The 15,706-nt window shown below is 59.1% G+C and carries 11 protein-coding genes; 4 read left to right on the plus strand and 7 right to left on the minus strand.

Going from position 1 to position 15,706, the window contains the following annotated elements; all coding sequences use genetic code 11:
- Window position 1 precedes the first annotated feature (1 nt).
- The gene (locus KHO30_RS17505; protein WP_211701679.1) at window positions 2-2,332 is read left to right on the plus strand and encodes a condensation domain-containing protein; all 2,331 of its coding nucleotides are present in this window, start codon (window positions 2-4) and stop codon (window positions 2,330-2,332) included.
- A 141-nt stretch (window positions 2,333-2,473) separates the two neighbouring features.
- On the plus strand, window positions 2,474-3,700 hold the full coding sequence (locus KHO30_RS17510; protein ID WP_211701680.1) for an alpha/beta hydrolase family protein: 1,227 nt from the start codon (window positions 2,474-2,476) through the stop codon (window positions 3,698-3,700).
- A gap of 41 nt (window positions 3,701-3,741) precedes the next feature.
- Here the strand turns inward: KHO30_RS17510 and KHO30_RS17515 are convergent, their stop codons facing one another.
- From KHO30_RS17515 to KHO30_RS17540, 6 genes are all read right to left on the minus strand, one after another.
- On the minus strand, window positions 3,742-4,740 hold the full coding sequence (locus tag KHO30_RS17515) for a glycosyltransferase family 2 protein (protein ID WP_211701681.1): 999 nt from the start codon (window positions 4,738-4,740) through the stop codon (window positions 3,742-3,744).
- A gap of 66 nt (window positions 4,741-4,806) precedes the next feature.
- Window positions 4,807-5,643 carry a hypothetical protein gene (locus KHO30_RS39305; protein ID WP_244864066.1) on the minus strand — a complete coding sequence of 279 codons (837 nt, stop codon included), beginning with the start codon at window positions 5,641-5,643 and terminating at the stop codon, window positions 4,807-4,809.
- Between the two features lie 89 nt (window positions 5,644-5,732).
- Window positions 5,733-6,809: a glycosyltransferase gene (locus KHO30_RS17525; protein ID WP_200620420.1), complete on the minus strand. Its 1,077-nt coding sequence runs from the start codon at window positions 6,807-6,809 to the stop codon at window positions 5,733-5,735.
- 27 nt (window positions 6,810-6,836) lie between these two features.
- Window positions 6,837-7,943, minus strand: coding sequence for a glycosyltransferase family 4 protein (locus tag KHO30_RS17530; RefSeq protein WP_093632546.1), 1,107 nt, complete (start codon window positions 7,941-7,943; stop codon window positions 6,837-6,839).
- Between the two features lie 508 nt (window positions 7,944-8,451).
- On the minus strand, window positions 8,452-9,366 hold the full coding sequence (locus tag KHO30_RS17535; RefSeq protein ID WP_093632545.1) for a transcriptional regulator: 915 nt from the start codon (window positions 9,364-9,366) through the stop codon (window positions 8,452-8,454).
- 211 nt (window positions 9,367-9,577) lie between these two features.
- Window positions 9,578-10,468 (minus strand): hypothetical protein, encoded by an 891-nt coding sequence (locus KHO30_RS17540; RefSeq protein ID WP_093632544.1) that lies wholly within the window; start codon window positions 10,466-10,468, stop codon window positions 9,578-9,580.
- A gap of 271 nt (window positions 10,469-10,739) precedes the next feature.
- Between KHO30_RS17540 and KHO30_RS17545 the strand changes: the two genes are divergently transcribed.
- Window positions 10,740-12,221 carry a flippase gene (locus KHO30_RS17545; RefSeq protein WP_211701682.1) on the plus strand — a complete coding sequence of 494 codons (1,482 nt, stop codon included), beginning with the start codon at window positions 10,740-10,742 and terminating at the stop codon, window positions 12,219-12,221.
- 112 nt (window positions 12,222-12,333) lie between these two features.
- Window positions 12,334-13,437: an acyltransferase family protein gene (locus KHO30_RS17550; RefSeq protein ID WP_093632542.1), complete on the plus strand. Its 1,104-nt coding sequence runs from the start codon at window positions 12,334-12,336 to the stop codon at window positions 13,435-13,437.
- Between the two features lie 140 nt (window positions 13,438-13,577).
- Here the strand turns inward: KHO30_RS17550 and KHO30_RS17555 are convergent, their stop codons facing one another.
- Window positions 13,578-15,629 carry an acyltransferase family protein gene (locus KHO30_RS17555; RefSeq protein ID WP_211701683.1) on the minus strand — a complete coding sequence of 684 codons (2,052 nt, stop codon included), beginning with the start codon at window positions 15,627-15,629 and terminating at the stop codon, window positions 13,578-13,580.
- Window positions 15,630-15,706 lie beyond the last annotated feature (77 nt).

A 15,706-nucleotide genomic window follows, 5' to 3' on the forward strand; every position in this document is an offset into this window, starting at 1 on the left:
GATGAACGGGATAGCCTTGAATATCGCCCCGACTCACGAGATCGAAGCCGGCTACGCCCTGTTCCCGGCGACCGCCTGCCAGGTACGGTTCTGGCATGAGCAGAAGGCATCGCCAAAGGCCTCCGCCCTCAACATCGCCTTCCGGCTGCAATTGTCGGGTCCGCTCGATGCCGCGAGCATCGAACAGGTGCTCTGCGAACTGGTCGCGCGACACGAGATATTGCGGACCCGCTTCGTGATGACGGGTGCGGGGCTACGCCAGCAAGTCTGGAGCCATGCTCCTTTTCGGCTCGAAGTGGTCGACCTCACCGGTTTGGAGGAAAAGGCCGGCGTAGCCGAGGCCGAGCGTGTCGGTGGTGAGCAGGCTCGCACGCCCTTCGAATTGTCGTCCCCCTCCTTCTTCCGGGCCGTATGGTTGCCCAGGTCGACCACGCAGGGTGAATTGCAACTGACCTTCCATTCGCTTGTCATGGACGGCTGGTCCTTCGCAATCCTCGTGCGTGAACTGGTGGAAGGACTCGCCGCATTGCATGCCGGCCATGATCCCGAATTCCCCGATGTCGACCTTCACCATGGCGACTACGCGCTGTGGAAGGAAGAGTTCCTTGCCAGCGGTGCGCTCGATCGCGCGCGCACCCATTGGCGCCAGGAGCTTCAGGATTTCAGCCGCTTCGATGTTCCCGGCGATCGTCCCCGGTCGCAGGATCGACGCTTCCAGGGCGTCATTCGCTCCATTCTGTTGCCCAGCGCGCTTAGCGACCGCCTGATTGCGGCTGCCAAGGCCCAAGGCGTCACCCTGTTCAGCGTTGCGGCCGCCGGCCTCGCGATGGCGCTGCAAACGGCAACCGGCCAGATCCGTGTAGCCATGGGCACCCAGATGTCGGTGCGGGATCAGCAGGAACTCGAGGGGGTGGTCGGACCGCTCATCAACACGGTGATACTTCGCCTCGACGTTCCTCGAAACAGCACCATTGCCTCTGTCACAGCGCAGTGCGGTGCAAAGCTCAGCGACGCCATCGAACATCTCCACTTGCCGTTCGAAGAGATGATGGAGATGGCGGGCGAGGTCTCCGATGTAGATCGCCCGTCGCTATGCTCGGTCAATTTCGCCCTGCAGCAAAGCTTCGTCGGCGGGGGCGATGAGGTTCGCCGGCAGGATTTCGCCGCGACGACCTCGCCTTCCTTCAACGCAGGCGCACTCTACGACCTCAACTTCTTTATGGTGCGGCGCCCGCAAGGCTGGCGCATCTCCTGTGAAGGCGACACGGACCTTTACGACGTCGAGACGATCGACCGGCATCTGGCCAAGTGGCGCGAAATGCTGGAAGCCGTTGAAATCGAGGCGAACCTGCCGCTGGCGCCTGCTGCCGGGAGAGCGACGGCGAACGTGGCGGGAGGCGTCGGTGCTAGTGGTTTCATGAGTCAGGCCGAGCTGGAGGCGAAAGCGCGCAATATCGTGCGATTCAACGAGGATGCGCCTGGAACGCCCATCATCGCGCTCAACAACGTGGCGGTACTCTTCGGACTGGCTCAGCAAATCGGCTCCGATCGGCCGATCGTCGACATCTCTATGGTGCCGGAAGGAGCCCCGCGCGAGTTCCCGCCGCGTGCTTTCCAGGATATCTCCGCGGACGCCGTGCGGCTGATCAGGCTGGCCCGGCCAAGAGGCCCCTATATCCTCATGGGGCACTGCGTGCTGGGCGCGATGGCGCTGGAGGCGGCACATCAGCTACGGCGCGAAGGCGAAACGGTGGAGCTCGTCATCCTCAACGATTCCTGGTGCCCCGGTTATCGCGAGTTGATGCCTTGGTACGACCGGCAGTTGCGCAAGATGCAGGTGCGTGCGGACAACATCCCGCGCGACTTCCGCAAGGCAATGCGGGGCGAGACATCCATGGTCTCCTTCCTCAAGCAGTATCGGATCGTTCGCTGGCTCGGTATTGCAGACCTTGCTCTCAAACTCGGCCTGATCAGGGGCGATGCTTCCGAGCATATGGTTTCCGAGAATCGCTGGTACATCGAATATCTGCTGGCTCAGCAGGCGCGGTACCGTCCGGCTCCCTATGACGGCGACGTCCAGATCTTCCGCAGCGGCCAGGTGCTCAACGGACGCCTGTTCGCCTGGGACCTGGGATGGCATCAGGCGATAACGGGCAAACTGGTTGTCACCGAGATTCCGGGCATGCACGACCAGATTTTCCGCTCGGCCGGCGCCGCTGTCATCGGCAAGCAACTGCGTGAGCGTCTGGCCGGAATCGAAGCTAACGGGGTTGAAACCAGCCCTGACGAGCAGGACGGTCCGACAACATTCCTGAGCCGTGCCGAGGCTTAGATCCGCGATGCACACCATACATTTCGGACCTGATTGGATAAGGCGGTTGGACTATGTCGCGTTTGCGTAGAGTGTTACTTCCCTGGAATCGACACGGACACGTCCCTTTCCCTAGGCTCCTAACAGCGACGAGGCATCCGCATGATCTCTGGAGCACCTTCTTCCTGGGCTCTTGCCGCTTCCAGTCTTGTCGCGCTCGTGGCCGCGGCGGTGATTGGCGTCAGCTGGTATGCAGGGCTTGTCGACCCGAAGGAAATGATCCGTGCCGTGATGTTCCTCGACACAGACAGGCCCCGGTTGGAGGGGCCCTATGCCGTCGGCTTCGCCAGTGTTGATGTGAAAACGGGGAGCGACGGCCCTTCGCTTCCGGTCGATATCTGGTACCCCGCGCAGGCGCCCGGCGATGGCTTTGGGCGCTCAATTCTGCAGTGGATCGCAGCAATCGGACATCCTACCTCGCCGCCGTTCACGCCAAATGGAAAGCTGTCCGAGGCCCGTGCTAAATATCCCCTCATCATTTACTTTCCATCATGGTTCAGTGTTCGCCAACAGAGCACATTTACGCCCGCAAACCTGGCGAGCCATGGTTTCGTCGTCGCTACGGTGGACGACATCGTGCACGCCCCTCGTCTTCCCGGACGAGAGGGCGAAGCTCAGGCATCGGAGATACCCGGCGATTCGATGGAAAGCTTCGAGGCTTATCGCCCCGTCGCAGCCCTCCGGGCTGAACTGGCGGCGAAATCGGGCTCTGCCATCATCGACGCATTTCAGAGTATTCCGGTGTTTGGACAACGTGTGGATATGGCGAAGGTCGGCGCCGTCGGATTCTCGTTCGGAGGCGCGACGGCAGCGCAGATGAGTAGCGACGATCGACGCATCAGGGCCGTCGTGAATTTTGACGGCTCCTTGTATGGCCGCCCTGAACGCGGCAATGTCGAGGTGCCTTACATGATGTTCTTTAGTGGTTGGACCTATCCGACTTGCGAGGAACTCATGCATAGTGACTTCGCCACGCGGATCAACTCGGTGCTGACGGTCGAGTCAGTTGCGCACCAGATTCGCCAAGCCACGCTCCCGAACAACTGGACCTTCACGGTAAAGGGTACGGTACATGACGATTTCGCGGACAAGCTCGCGAAGCCCTCATGGAAGGCCGCATTCGACAAATCTGCAATCAACAGGGCGAAGACCTGGTCCGAGATCAATCGCTACGTTGTTGCATTCTTCACCCGTTTTTTGCTAGGCGAGAATCAGCCTTTGTTGACGGAGCCAGCCCCGTTCGCAGAAATACGGCCCTTCATGGAGAACCAGGCGCCGCCACAAGACCGGGCATCGGCCACTGGTTCCACACAATCCCGCTGTCCTTAGATCACAACGCGTTTTTGCGCGTCTGGTCGACCAGAGTTGATCTATTCGACGCCGACTCCGGCCATGGCTTTGCCACGCCGGTATATTGAGGCGACATCCTCTGCTCGTTCGAAACCAACGAAACGCGACAATGCCTTGAGATAGGATGGACTTAAGGGCAGGAAGCGTCCGAACATCTGGTCGAGTTGTGCGAGGTGGGTCCGGAACGCCCCGATATCGTATCGATACAACAGCCGCATGTATGACGAGAGGCGTTGCTTGAGCATTTCCTGATCGTCCTCTGAAAGCATGTCTAAAGAATGCCGGTGTCCCTCAGTGATCCTGAAGAAGTTCTCCATATATTGTTCTGTGAGGTCTATGGCGTTGTAGCGCGCTCCCCGGAGCCCAAGACGGCGGTGTCGTTGCTGCCTCCACGCGAAGAGCGGGTCTGCGCTCTCGACCGTCAAAACCTTTGCGCCTTTTCTCGCGAGCTTTAGTAGAAAGTCCTGGTCCTCATCTACCTTGAGATTCTCGTCGAAGCCGGCCACATCCGCGATCCATCGTCTTCTGAATACGCTCTGACCTAAATGTATTAGAGGTCCCTTGGCGAGAATTTCCAGTTCGGTTGGCTGTGAAGAAAACGCTGAGCACTCGGCGAGGCGGACCCTTCGCGCAGCATCGAGTTCGACGACGACCTCTTCCCATCGCGACATCACATAGGCGACACTCGGATCAGCAGTCCGGCAGGCGATCGACTGAAGCTGCAGTTTTGTAGGAGCCAGGAAATCGTCGGCATCCAGAAACTGAATCCAATCTGCTGTCGTCGATTGCCATCCCAGGTTTCGGGCAGCACTAACCCCCTTGTTGGGCTGCGTGAGAATCGTCCACCGATGGCGGCAACCCACGAGGTGTTCCCGAGCCTTCGAGACGGTATCGTCCGATGAGCCGTCGTCGACGATCAGGATTTCAACCTCGTCATGCGTCTGTGACATTACAGTTTGCAACGTAGTGTCGACATACGCAGAGGCGTTGTAGCAAGGAATGACGATGGCGATTTGCAACGATGCCCCCACTGATGGATAACTTACGATCTCATCGCACCAAGATTTGCTCGAGAGTGCGAAGTGTCAGTTCGCGGTCCTCAAAAGTAACGATCCACCGGCAGAGCCGGTGGCTTTCGATGGCTGGCGTCTCAGAGGGGCCTGTTCGCCATCGGTAAAAGGCTCCAATATCGACCGACGGTGGCCCGGGTGAGAAGCGGTACAAAACATGGGGAAAAGCCGACTCCTGGAAACGTCAAACCGTGTTAGTCCCCCAGCAGAGCTGGGGGGATTTCCCGCGATAAAAAAAGATTGCCGACATTGCCACCCATGTCGAATATCTTTTTTATGCAAGGGATCCGGTCGCGGAGATAATTCGACAAGCCAAGCCACGTTATCCATCTGGTGTAGAGTGTTGCCGATCTCCGCCCTGGCGAATGTTCGGCGTCGCTCATGCCACGCTACTTCGATAAGGATGCCGGCATTGCCAGGGCCGATCGCGCGCTTGCAGCGAAGCTGGGTTGCAGAAAGCCGATGACCTCGGCATCCGTGATCGGTTTGAGATGCAATCCGAATGCGGCATTCAGGGAAGTGAAGGTGCTGTGCCCAAAGGGTATTCCAGACCACGCCGCAGTGACCGTCGGCAACGACAGCGTTGTGCGGATCGTCGCCGGATGTATTGGTGACGGCGCAGCCAGGCGACAGATGCAATGTCTTGTAAAGCGGACGACCTTGGCCGTCACGTTCGCCCCACAGGCTCCTGAACAAGGCGCGATCGTCGAGAAAGTAGACATGGCGATCCGCCGCGGCCAGTTTGCGCAAGCCATTGTCAAAGAGATCGAGGCCGGCGTCGATATTGGCCATCTCTCTGGCCGATTGCCAATTGTCGAACTTATCGAGCGAGCGCTCGAAGCATGGCGGCATTGCGAACTGTCCAGGTTCCGCGCGTCGCGGCCCCACCTGTCCTGTAATCTCACACACACCACGCGCCGTGGCCAGCACGAGCGAGTGGCTCAGCCAATCCTGTCAATCAGTTCTCTCCAGCTGGCCAGGATGGGTTCACGGGCAAATTTACGGAGATGCGTGTGGGCCTGGGAAATTCGGCGGCTTCGCTCCTCGCCCGACATTACGGCTAGCGACCTCATACCAGTCACGATGGATTTCCGATCAAGCGGATCGGCGTCCAGCATGGCTTTGCCCCCGATTTCCGTCAATATGCTGGAACTGGATACGAGGCACGGCAAGTCGTGCTCTATCGCCTCGATAACTGGCATCCCGAACCCTTCCAAAAGACTCATGAGCACGAACCCGGATGCGTTACGGTAGAGCCAACGAAGCTCATCGTCACTCGTGTAACCCGGTAACACGACACCCGGAGTCTGCTTCGCGAGTTCGACAGCGGTACTGGCGCCAGGCTCGCCCCCACCGACAATGACATACTGCCACCCTTTCTCCGCAAGCCCGCTTGCCGCGAATGCCTCGATACAACAGGCTTGATTCTTACGGTCACCGATACTCCCCACCGTCAGGAGGAAAGGGCGCGAAATGCCATCCACCGGACACCCCTCACCTTCCTTCGCGCCCAATCGCGTCGGAATGTAGATGACATTGGAGGAGGCATATTCGTTACCGTACAGCCTGTGAAATTCCCGCTGAGACGTCTTGCTGACAAATACCATGTGGGGCTTGATTCGCTGGATCTGATCATAGGCCCGGAGATACAACTCATCCACGCCCGGTGCGAAGTATTGGGGATGCGTGATCGGACCGACATCATGGCAGAGCACAATATCGCGTGCCTCTAACCGATGACGCACAACGCTGACTGGGTCGAGATGCAGCGTAGGACGAGGGTCGCGGATGACCGGGAAAAGCGAAATCAGCCATGACCAATATACTCTCGCCATTGTTTCGTTGTGAGTCAGGCGACCCGCGACACGGCGCACGAAATCACTGCGCGGAAATCCGTGAAGTCGCCCATAGCGGACCCTGGCAACTCGACTGCCGAGCGACGAAATAATATCGTTTCCCAAAAAAAATTTCCCGGTACGATCATTGAGTGCCAGCGAGAAATCAACATCAACAGACATCGCGTATCCCCTGTATCTTTTTCCAGATTAGCGGGTCACAGCTTTCACAGTCTCGAACAGGTTGCGCGCCGCCCGTTTCCAGGTGAAGCCGCCAGCCTGCCGACGTCCGGCGGATATCAGCGATTGCCGCGTTGCCTCGTCGTCGAGCGCCGTTAGAATATTCAGACGCCACGCGTCCGGACTGAAAGGGTCCGCATAGAGCGCGGCCTCGCCGCAAACCTCCGGAAGCGCGCCAAACGGCGCGGCTATCACCGGACAGCCCAGTGCCATCGCCTCCAATGGCGGCAAACCAAACCCTTCCGTTAGCGAAGGAAAGGCAAGCGCGCCGGCATTGGCCATCAGCCCCACGAGCTCCGGATCGGTAATCCGGCCTGCGAATCGCACATTGGGAGGCACGACATGCCCGAGATTTTCGAAATCGGCTTGCGTGGCACCACCGAATAGCACGAGCTCGACGCCATTCAGTTCCGCACCGGCGAACGCCTTGAACAGGACGCCGATGTTCTTGTGCTTCTGGGTGTTCGCGAGCGCGAGCACATAGCGCCGCGGTTTGAGGCTCAATGCCGCAAGCTGCCCTTCGTCGGGTTGAACCTGCAGAACATGATCGCAACCGTTGTAGACGACGACGATCTTGTCGGCACTGGCAACGCCATAGCGTACGAGTTCTCTTTTGGAGAATTCCGAAACGGTAAAGATGATCTTGTGCCGCTTGCCAATGAAAAAAAAGAGAAACTTGTACCACAAGCGAAAACCCAGGGAATAGGATTCGGGTGCAGAATACACTTGGGCGTCGTGGATCATCGTCGCCGAATCGCGATGCAACAGCGGGCCGAGATTGCAGAGGTTGAGAATAAAGTCCTTTCTGCGAGCCAAGGGAAAATAGCATTGTTCCCACGCGATTCTGTGTATCCTGCGAACCCAGGGATTCTCGCGAACGCACGAAATATTGCGGTAAGGCGGGACCTCGACGCTGTCTCTGACTACGACGGCATAATCAACGTCGTTACCGGCTTGCCCGGCAATCAAGGCATCAGTTGCGGCGACGAGTTGCTCGGCAACCCTGTGCACGCCCGTCGGCGCTGCCCCGAAGAACTTGCCGTTGAACGCTATCGTCTTCGATGCGATCGTTTTCATAACTTTCCCGCACGCTCACGCGTGAATATTCTTCGCACAAAGTCCCAGAAGCCAATCAGATTGCCGCTCAAACGGTCCAGACGATCGCCTCAAAGCGCCGGCGCGATACTGCGCACGATGTCGCTGGCGACGTTACGCAGGACAACGCAGTTTTCTCTGACAGGTAGGGTATCGGTGTATCAAACACGGCACTGCTGCCTAACGCACGCAAGCGCACGCAAGCGCACGCAAACACGCGCATACCGGGTAAGCCCGCGCGCTACCGGTTTCCAGGGGCAATCATGCGCTTGCCCAAAACTTGACCGGACAGCTCCAGCCGATACGCCGGCCTTCCGCAGTCTCGTGGCAAGTTGATCGCCGGAACTGATGCCGATACCTTGTCTGGTCAGCGCTTACCGATGAACGCCCTCAAAGAAAAGGCCCTCGTCTCCACGAGGGCCTTGGGAATCAGCCTGCAGGGCCGACGCGACGACGCCAATTTTCAATTGGTTAAGCGACCGGCTTGAGACTAACCGCCTCTTTGCAAAGCCGACTTGATAGCTCGCCCGGCGGCATGCGCCGTCGAAAACGCCATGGCCTTGGCTCGATCCCGCACCGCGCTTCGTCCAGGCGGACTGGGATTGATTCCAAGCTTCCTGAGGTAATAGTTGGCGCGATAGATATCCCTTCGCACAGAGTCAATAAACTGGAAGTTTACGCTCAAAGTCACCGAGATATTGTCATCGTTCTTCAACCAGTGGGGGCAGTTGACAGGAACGTGAACGCCATTTCCCGGGACCAATCTGTACAGCCGCGCTCGGTCCTGCAGTTCGGGTCTATAGTTTGCCGCGTTGTTGTCGTTCGTCCAGAACCGCTCAATTTCCACCTCTGGAAGAACCTGCCGATCTTCCCGGTCAAAGACGTACAAATCCTTTCCCCCATGGATTTGAAGAATAAAATTGCATTCGCGATCTATGTGATATGCCGTCACCCGCTTCGGTGACGTGATGAAAATGATGATCTCCTCATTTCTGATCTTGGATTCGATGCCGCCGCCAACCATATCCTTGACCTCTGCAATCGCATGCCTGTACAGCTCGGTGTAGGCAGGATCTCTTTGCGCGTCTCTGAGGATGAACCAGGCGTTTGAATCTTCCAGCTGCCTTAGTGCATTCAGCGGTGAGAACGCACGATTCGTATCTCTCCATTTTTGACCAGGTGCGACGTCACCCATGTCGTAGTAGAGATCAGATGGGCGCGTTCTCAGGGTTCGCTCCGCCAAATCTATCAATTGAGGGACTTCAAAGCGTGGATGAGATGCCAGGCGGTGGGAAACCTCGAAGCTCTTCCGGTCGAAACGCTCTCGAAACACTGAAGAATCTGCGTCGATCCACTTGTCTGGCAATGTCACTTCGGGGACCGCGGAATCCGTGGAGATGTCCATGCGATCGCTCCTTATAGTCTGATAACCGTTGGGAAAACGAGATCCGTTAGTGCCAAAGCCGAACGCCACCCAATTGCGTGGAATCTGCAGAAATCGTACACCGGAGGCCAAGCCGATCAAACCCAGCTTTCAGGGGTTCGGTGCGCTAGCGCACCTTCTGGTTGGTTCAGTCCATCGAATCAGACGAGAAAATGACGACTGCAATGCCAGATCAACGGCCCCGATTCAGATTGCGAACGATACGCCTGCGGACGGGAACAACAACCCTCATCACCGATGATTTCGCATTGTCGGTCCCGGCGTTCGCACCGGGCGGCTGAGGATTTACTCCGAGTTTGCGCAGGATGTGATTGGCGGCCAGGATGCGGCCACGGGCCCGGCTCGCGTCGGTCTCATAGACGAACGCATAGGAAACGCTGCGTTCCGCGCCGGTTTGAACCCAATGGGGCGCGTCCTGCGGCTGGTGAAAACCACTACCGGGCACAAGGTCGAAGACATGTTCGAGGCTCTTGTCTCGCGTGGCCAGATCCACCTGGCCGATCTCGACTATGCCCTGCACGTAGAAATCCTCGAGTTCGTCTTCCCGAACGGCACTGGGACGATAGACATGGTAGTGCTTGTCGCCCTCGATCTGGAAGAAGTGATTGATTTCCGGATCGAAATGGAACGGCGTGGTCGAGGAGGCGGAGCTGACGAAGATGGCCGATTCGAGCCGCACGACCTTTTCACCATTGAGACCGCCGCGTAGTTCGATCACTTTTTCGAACAGCTTGTCCAATAGTTCTCGAAAGCCGGCGTCATAATTCTCGGGCCGCTTCAAAAGCACGCGCGTCGGCCCCGTGGCAAGCTGAGCAAGCGCCTCATCCGGCTTCGACGTTTTTGATTTGACATCGAAGAATCGGGTCCCTGGCGTGGAAGCCGAATTGGAAACGTAATAATCCGCAGGTTTCCCACCATACTTCTTCGCCAACTCCGCTAGTGCCACCGGCTGGAACATCGACAGCTGATGCAGACAGTGCTTGAAACTGAACGGTGTATTGTTGAATGCGGTCTTGTAGACGGCTTGATCAACGGTCAGCAGAGCGTCGGCAGAAGGGATCATTGTTGTAAATCCAAAGGGTTAGACAACGTCGCAAGCGCGGCAGAACCCGATGTCCAAGGCCTCTCTCGTCAGCACTTGACTAGCCGCAAGCCATTCCAGCCAGCATATGAGAGGGCATGCTATTGGTGTAGCAGACGCAGCACTGCTGGCTACCGCACGCAAAACATGCCTCGATAGATTTAACCTTTAAACCCCGTCTCTCCGTACGCGGACACACAAACGCTCTCGCCTGCCTCGGTCAGAATGTGCAAGTCGCGCACTGGAGTACCCCATGACCGCAAAACCCAGTCTCACACGCAGCGCCACGCTCAACTTCGTGGGCGGGATCCTGCCTATGTTCGTTGCGCTCGTGACGACGCCGATTTATCTCCACCACATCGGTGCGGCGCGCTACGGGGTACTCGCCATCGTCTGGATGGTGCAGGGTTATTTCGGCTTTCTCGATCTGGGGCTGTCTTCGGCGACGTCCAACCGCATCGCGCAACTCGGCGATGCGCCACACCGCGAGCGCGAAGCAGTCCTGTGGACAGCGATGATCCTCAACGCAGCACTGGGTCTCGTGGGCGGCGTAGCACTGTATGCGCTCATGCACGCGCTGCTCGCGTACTTCGACATGGGGGAGGCCCTGCGCGTCGAGTTGTTGCCCGCATTGCCCTACGTAGCCTGTCTCGTGCCGCTCTCGAATCTCATTTCCGTGTTCAACGGCGCACTCGTGGGGCGCGAGCGCTTTGGCACGCTCAACGCGGTAACACTCCCGGTCACGCTGATGTATCAGCTTGTGCCGCTCGGGGCGGCGCTCGTCTTCGGGCCGAATCTGCGCTTTCTGGTGTTCGGCACGCTAGTGGCCGGGGTAGCGGCGCTGACGGTGACGGCATTCGCGGTCTGGCGCGTCTTTCCGTTGCGCCTCGCCAGCGGCCCACGCCGAGAACTGGTCGGCCAACTGTTTTCCTACGGCGCGTGGATCAGCGTGACGAGCCTGGCGCAGCCGCTGCTGGAGACCGCCGACCGCCTCATGATCGGCCACGCGCTCGGGCCGCAGGCAGTCACCTACTATCAGGTGCCCTTCAATCTCGCCGCGCGCGCGCGACTTTTTCCATCCGTCATCGCCCGGACGCTATTTCCGCGCCTCTCGGCACTCGACGCCGCGAGCGGCGTGGCGCTCTCCTCCAGCGTGATACGCGGCCTCGCCGCCGCACTCACGCCGATGATGGTGTTCGGCATATTCCTTATGCATCCCTTTCTCTCACTGTGGGTGGGCCAGGAATTCGCCTCACGTGCCGCGTCGGTTGGTGAGACGATTCTCGTTGGCATCTGGATCAACTCCCTCGCATGGATCGCTGCCTGCCACCTGCAGGCAACGGGCAGGCCAGGCATCGTCGCGCGTTTGCAGGCTTATGAAATGTTGCCGTTCCTTGCCTTGCTGTGGTGGATGCTGCAACACTTTGGCGTGCTGGGCGCAGCGCTCGCGTGGAGCGCGCGCAACCTGCTCGACGGCGTGCTGTTGCTCCATGCCGCGCGTCTGGATGCGCGGCCAACACGCATGCTGGCCGTGCCGGCGCTGATCGTCACAGCAGCGTATGTCGGCACACTCGTCTTCGCTCCACTCACATGGCCAAGCATCGTGGTGTGGCTCGGTATGACAGCCGTCTCGCTCGCATGGAGCGCACGCACCGAACCTCGGTTCTACGCACGTGTGCTCGAGCTGGTCGCGTCGATGCGCAACTACACGCGACGGTGGGCGCAAAGCCAATGATCACGCGGCATGGCAACGGGCACTCCCTCCCCGCGCGATGTCTGAATGACCGCGCCGACACAGAGCGTCCGCTCCGGTCGGGATTGTCGAACACGCAGACTGCGAGCCAGACATGAGCAAGCTCCACTCCCTTACCGTGCTGCGCGCAATTGCGGCCACGACGGTCATCTTTTTTCACATCCTTGCGCCGACCGGACACACGTTCGGCGAATTCGGCGTGGACATTTTCTTCGTGCTCAGCGGATTTGTGATCGCACTCGTGCTGGATAGCCCCGGTATGACCGTAGGGCGCTTTCTCGCAGACCGCATTGCCCGAATCGTGCCGCTCTACTGGCTGCTGACATTCAGCGTATTAGCCGGCACCCTCATCGCCCCGTCTTTGTTCAATTCAACGACGGCCAACTTCGGAAACCTGCTCAAGTCGCTGCTTTTCATTCCCTACCGCAAGGAAAGCGGCGAAATTTTCCCGATGTTGTTCGTCGGCTGGACGCTGAACTACGAAATGATGTTTTACGTGGTTGCGGCAGTGTCGCTGATACTGATGCGCCGCCATCGACTGCTATTCGCGTCGGCATTGATCTTCGCAATCTTTTGCGCATTAAAGGCCTCAGGCTCGCACGGCGCGATTGCCACGTTCTACTCCTATCAGCGCGTATTTGAGTTCCCGCTCGGCTTCGCGAGTTATTGGCTCTGGAGGCTCGGGGTCCGGATCATACCGGTCCTTGCGGGCTGTATCGTGGCAGGCGCCTACGCATGGATGGCATTCGTGGACTGGCACGCAATGGCGAATATCCCGTTGCTGTATTACGGCATTCCGGCGTTCCTGATGGTCATTGGCAGTCTGAGTCTCGAATCGAAGATGGGGTCGGGCCTGTTGACACGTGGCGCGATATTCGTTGGCAATGCCAGTTATGCCGTCTACCTGAGCCATCCATACTGCGTCGAAGCAGCGCGCAAACTGCTGCCGAGGGCTATCAATGATTTTGACGTCACTGCGCCCATCGGCGTGGCGGCCATCATTGTCCTGGCGACAGCGGTGGGCGGCATACTCTACTGGTTCGTCGACCGACCGCTGCACAAGAACGCGCGCCGGCTATTGCAGCGGCTAGCGAAGATACCGTTGCGTGGAACAGGCCACGCAGGACTGAACCAGCCGGTCATGGCCACTCATGAAGCCCGGGCCCGCAACGTGCCCGTCAAACAGGACGCGAGCTGACTGGCGAACCTTGGCGAGAGGTTGGCACTGACGGCAATCAAAGGTGATCGGAGCCGGCGCGAACCGGCCTCACCTCAGTTGGCGACTCCGGCTATGCCGCCCTGTTCGAGATCGAAGCTGCTCATGCGTGGCAGGAGCACTCAGATTTGCCCCCCGCCCTCGATGTCCTGCATGAGCCACCTAACGACGTAGCGCGAACCATCGGACGTCAAGTGATCCCGGTCCGCGTACATAAACGCCCCGCCCTGCCGTGCGTAGCAATTCTGCGCGTCGCACAGAAGCGGAACCGGATTGAACACCTTCACGTCGGGAAACCTGGCCAGCACCGCTCGGATGCGCGTTTGCACGGCCCTCAGCCGCTTCTCCACTTTTGCGCGTGGGACCGCGCAGGGCGAGCGCACGGAAAATTGCACGGGGCGGCGTACGCAGGCGCTGGGATCGAAATCCAGCTCCGGCGTGTCGAGCACGAACACCACGTGCTTACCCGCAGCGGTAAGCCGGCCCAAGGTGCGTTCAAGACCGGCGAGATAGACGTCCAGGTTGCTCTCTTCGTCACGCTGGCCCAGCGTCGGATTCGCCCGACCGCCGCCCGCAGCCACGAGACGGATATAGCCACCCTGACCGTAGTCGAAGCCGCCCGTGATCGACGAAATGGCGTAGCTCGACAGCACCACCGAACGGATGTCGGACGATTTCACGACGTAATCGAGCACGCCGCCGAACAGCGCCGCGCAATGCTTGACGTGCTCGCCAAGGTAAATGTCAACGCCGGAAAACGGCGGACAGTTGCCGCTACCGACCGCAAACAGCCCAATCCCGTTGGATGCCAATGCCGGCCGCAGCCCTTCGTACAAGTGATTGGCGTGACTGTCGCCGAGCAGCGCCACCTCGGGACGTTCGTTGGGCGCGGGAATGACGCAGAATTCCGAACCCGGGAAGGTCTTCTTGCATGTGTCAGTGAGTACCCAGTGTTGCTGATGCGCGCCGAAGCTCGCGTCGGGAAAACGGTCCGGCAAGCCGTTATCGCTCGAAATCGCGTAGCTGGACAGGCCAACGCCCGTCATCATCGCGACTAGCACGCTCGCAGCACGCACAGGGTGGCACCGCACCGTGCGGCTGAAGCGCGCGGGCGTCTCGATAAAGCTGAGTGTGATGGAAGACAACGCAAAAGCGACGACGATGGCGGCGACCAACATCGTCGCCGTTGGCGTGCCGCCACTCAAAAGATGCAGAAAGACCAGTATCGGCCAATGCCAGAGATAAAGCGGGTAGCTGATGAGTCCGATGTAGACCAACGGCTTAAGGGCAAGCACCCGGCGGTTGAACCAGGCCGCCGGGCCTGCGGAAATGATGAGCGTGGCGCCGCCGGCGGGTAGTGCCGCCCGCCAGCCCGGAAACACAATCTTCGGATCGAACAACGCAAGGCTGACGGCAATGAGGGCGACGCCTGCAAACGAGGCGAAATCGCGCAGCGTCAAGCGCCATGCCAACGCCGTATCCCTTGCAAGCGCGGTGCGGCGTTCGCCGGAATGAAACTCCACCCATGCAAGCGCGGAGCCAAACAGCAATTCCCAGAAACGCGTGACCGGCAGATAAAATGCCGCGATGGCGTGCGTACCGCTCAGGAAGATGCTGCTGGCAAGTGACAGCACGATGCCCGCGGCGATCGCAATTGTCGCCACGCGCCGACTCACGAATCGCCAGAGCAGAAAGAGCGCGATCGGCCAGACGATGTAGTACTGCTCCTCCACGCCGAGCGACCACAGATGCAGGAGCGCGCTTGTCGATGCCCCCTGCGAAAAGTAGTCTCGCGTCATATAAAAGTAGATGTTCGCGACGAACGCGACGCTCGCAAGTGCATCCGATGCGAGCTGCTTGAGTTCACCCGACGCCATCAGCACGATGCCAGCCGCGAGACTGGTGACCATCACGGTGATGAGAGCCGGGTAGATGCGCTTGATACGCCGCGCGTAGAAGTCAATGAGGCTGAAGCGTCCCTGATCGAGCGTCTCGATGATGTGCTGCGAAATCAGGTAGCCGGAGATCGCAAAGAATATATCCACGCCGGCGAAGCCACCCGCCAGTGTCCCAGGGAACGCATGGAAAATGACCACTGAAATAACCGCGGCCGCGCGCAATCCATCAATGTCCGGCCGATAAGCCTGTACAGGCTTGCGCGATGTGACGCTCATCGATGTCTCCCCTCGAATGTCCGTGTGGCTGCGAGCCTGGCCAACGGCTAATCCGCTCGATGACGACGCGCGACGCA

This window comes from Paraburkholderia aspalathi (assembly GCF_905220735.1).
Taxonomy (GTDB): Bacteria; Pseudomonadota; Gammaproteobacteria; order Burkholderiales; family Burkholderiaceae; genus Paraburkholderia; species Paraburkholderia aspalathi.

Coding starts and splice junctions, on each gene's coding strand:
- KHO30_RS17505 (WP_211701679.1), top strand. CDS start 2: ATGAACGGGATAGCCTTGAATATCGCCCCGACTCACGAGATCGAAGCC.
- KHO30_RS17525 (WP_200620420.1), bottom strand. CDS start 6,809: ATGTCTGTTGATGTTGATTTCTCGCTGGCACTCAATGATCGTACCGGG.
- KHO30_RS17545 (WP_211701682.1), top strand. CDS start 10,740: ATGACCGCAAAACCCAGTCTCACACGCAGCGCCACGCTCAACTTCGTG.
- KHO30_RS17550 (WP_093632542.1), top strand. CDS start 12,334: ATGAGCAAGCTCCACTCCCTTACCGTGCTGCGCGCAATTGCGGCCACG.
- KHO30_RS17555 (WP_211701683.1), bottom strand. CDS start 15,629: ATGAGCGTCACATCGCGCAAGCCTGTACAGGCTTATCGGCCGGACATT.
- KHO30_RS39305 (WP_244864066.1), bottom strand. CDS start 5,643: ATGCCGCCATGCTTCGAGCGCTCGCTCGATAAGTTCGACAATTGGCAA.
- KHO30_RS17535 (WP_093632545.1), bottom strand. CDS start 9,366: ATGGACATCTCCACGGATTCCGCGGTCCCCGAAGTGACATTGCCAGAC.
- KHO30_RS17510 (WP_211701680.1), top strand. CDS start 2,474: ATGATCTCTGGAGCACCTTCTTCCTGGGCTCTTGCCGCTTCCAGTCTT.
- KHO30_RS17540 (WP_093632544.1), bottom strand. CDS start 10,468: ATGATCCCTTCTGCCGACGCTCTGCTGACCGTTGATCAAGCCGTCTAC.
- KHO30_RS17530 (WP_093632546.1), bottom strand. CDS start 7,943: ATGAAAACGATCGCATCGAAGACGATAGCGTTCAACGGCAAGTTCTTC.